This window comes from Noviherbaspirillum sp., assembly GCF_035944575.1.
Lineage (GTDB): Bacteria > Pseudomonadota > Gammaproteobacteria > Burkholderiales > Burkholderiaceae_D > Noviherbaspirillum.
Genome location: NZ_DASZBA010000258.1, coordinates 1 through 2,577 on the forward strand (window position 1 = coordinate 1; position 2,577 = coordinate 2,577).

At 55.3% G+C, this 2,577-nt stretch carries 2 protein-coding genes; both read right to left on the reverse strand.

Features of this window, described 5'->3' with window-relative positions; genetic code table 11:
• Positions 1-1,382, reverse strand: a 1,382-nt coding sequence (locus VGU61_RS21425) for a PAS domain-containing protein (RefSeq protein WP_326861345.1), incomplete at its 3' end; no start/stop codon positions are given.
• Positions 1,383-2,040: 658 nt separating this feature from the next.
• Entirely contained in the window at positions 2,041-2,514 is a 474-nt protein-coding gene (locus VGU61_RS21430) for a VOC family protein (protein ID WP_326861346.1), read from the reverse strand.
• Positions 2,515-2,577 lie beyond the last annotated feature (63 nt).

Genomic DNA, 2,577 nt, shown 5'->3' on the forward strand with positions numbered 1-2,577 from the left:
AATTCGGTTTTTCGCTGGTCTGCTTCGCGTAGCGCTTCGGTGCTGCGCACGCGCTCCACGTGTGCCCATGAGCGCTCTGCGACTTCCTGCACCAGCGCGATATCTTCCGATGACCATTCGCGGGGCACATCGCTATGGACCGCCATCATTGCCACCAACCGGTCGTGCTTGACAAGCGGGCAGCAGATGATCGCCTTGATGCCTATTGCGTTGAACATGTCCGCTCCCCCGGAGCGGGATAGCTCCCGGTCGATATCGCGTACGACGAGTGTCTGTCCGTTCCGCATCTCCGATGCCGCGCGGGGGCCGAAGAGATTCAGCGAATAGGTGCCGACGGTCGTGGCCACTCCGCCCGCCGTCCAGTCGTGGCGAATCGTGAAACGATCGTTATCGGGTTCAAGATCGGCGTAGGCGCAGCGCGTAACCGACAGATGTTCTCCAAGCAGCCTGGTCGTAGCGACCATCACGGTCTGCGGGTCCATTGCGTCGCGGGTGGCCATGCTCACCGCGTCGAGCAGGCGCAGTCGCTCCTCGGCGATTTTCCGGTCAGTCAGGTCGACGCCCTGCGCGACAATACCGGTCACTTCGCCGTTCGCATTCCGTAACGGCATGTACATGAAGTCGAAATATCGCACTTCCGCCGGCGTGTCGGAATGGCGCTGCAGCAGAAGCCGCATGTCGTTGCGTGTGTACGTTTCTCCAGTGCGGAATACCTGGTCGAGAAGCTCGAAGAATCCTTGTCCTTCCAGTTCGGGCAGCACTTCCCTTATCGGCCGACCGATATGATCACGGTCGCCGATGAGCTGCCGGTACCGTTCGTTACTCATTTCAAAGACATGCTCGGGTCCGCGCAGCACGCACATGAATGCGGGCGCTTTCCGGAATACGTCGGTCAGCCTGTTGCTGGCAACCGTCAACTGCTTGAGTAATTGTTCGCGTTCAGTTTCGACCTGCTTGCGGAAGGTGATGTCATTGAAGAATAGAACCACTTTCCGGCTATCGGCATTACCCAGCCGGCTGGCGTACACATCGAACCACCGGTTCATCGCTGGTGCTTCATTTTCAAAGTGGATCGGTTCGCCGGTCAATGCCACGCGTCCATAGGTATTGAACCAGTACGGGTCGAGATCAGGCACCAATTCGCGCGCCGTCTTTCCAATGGCGTTAATTAATCCCGTATGCCGCGAGAATGCGCTGTTCATGTCGATGAATCGGTAGTCTGCTGGATTGCCTTCGTCATCGAAAAGCATTTCCAGTATGCAGAAACCTTGTTCCATCGACTCCAGTAGCGGGCGATAGCTGCTTTCCAGGCCGACCGCGACGGAGTGAGTTTGGTGATACGCGGGCTGGTTTTCTCCGGCCTCTTTCGGTGTGATTTTCATTGTTGTGATGAGCGCTGCGTATTACCTACTTTTACACTCGCTCCAAAAATTTTCTCAAGAAATTGAAATTAATCGGAAAGATGCAAGCCGCTTTTCTGTTTCTATGCAATGACGTCTGTAAAAGGTCGTTTTTCGATGGTACGGATTCGCGTTGAATCTTACCTAGTTTTAGAACGACATGTCGGTACGGCGGCTTCGGATGCCTGCCATATCTTGGCAAAGCAGGGCGGATCAGCCTGAATTCTACGATTCGATATGCCAATGTATGAGCATTGACGTATCGCAATTGATCAGGGTCAAGGGGAGCGAAATGATGCAACCCATGCCCTTGCGAAACCGCGCAATCTTGGAGTTGCGGTTCGGCTATATGCCGATATGCCAATATGCCGATAGGTTAGCCTGATTAATGGCTAAATCGGTATGGGAAGGGTGTGGATGGATCCGGAATCTGGTGGTGGAACATCAGATGTACGGGAATGTCGATGACGGCCAGCAGATTTGTCCAGGGTTGCGGCACGCGTCGATTTATCGCAGATCGAACATGCGGCGCGAAGCGCTCCTGCATGTCCGCCATCCGGACAGCGAGCGTCACCCGGGGGCTTCGGGCATCGGTCCCGGATCTATCATCATGGACCGTTGAGCTGTCGGGCCTGCCAGGCTATGCGCTTGCGATTGCTCTCTGCAAGGTGGCGATATCAATCTTCTTCATTTGCAGCATGGCCGTCATGGCCTTCTGCGCACGAGCAGGGTCCGGGTCGCTTAACAGTTGCGGCAATATGGTCGGAACGATCTGCCACGACATGCCGTATTTATTCTGCAGCCACCCGCATTGAACTTCGATTCCGCCGTCGGTCAGCTTGTTCCAGTAATAGTCGACTTCCTCCTGAGTCTCGCAATTCACGACAAACGAAATGGCTGGAGTAAAGTGGTAATGCGGGCCGCCGTTCAGGGCGACGAATTCCTGCCCGTCCAGTGCAAACTGCGCTGTCATGACCGTGCCTTTCGGCATTGGCGCTCCATCCCCATAGTGATTGATGGCGAGGACCTTCGAGTTCTTGAAAATGGATGTATAAAAATTGGCGGCTTCTTCAGCCTGGCCGTCGAACCAAAGGAACGGGGTGATCTTCTGCATGTGACGTCTCCTCACGATGGTGTAAACCGGTATGCCGGCCGGACATCCTCATGGATCGGATGA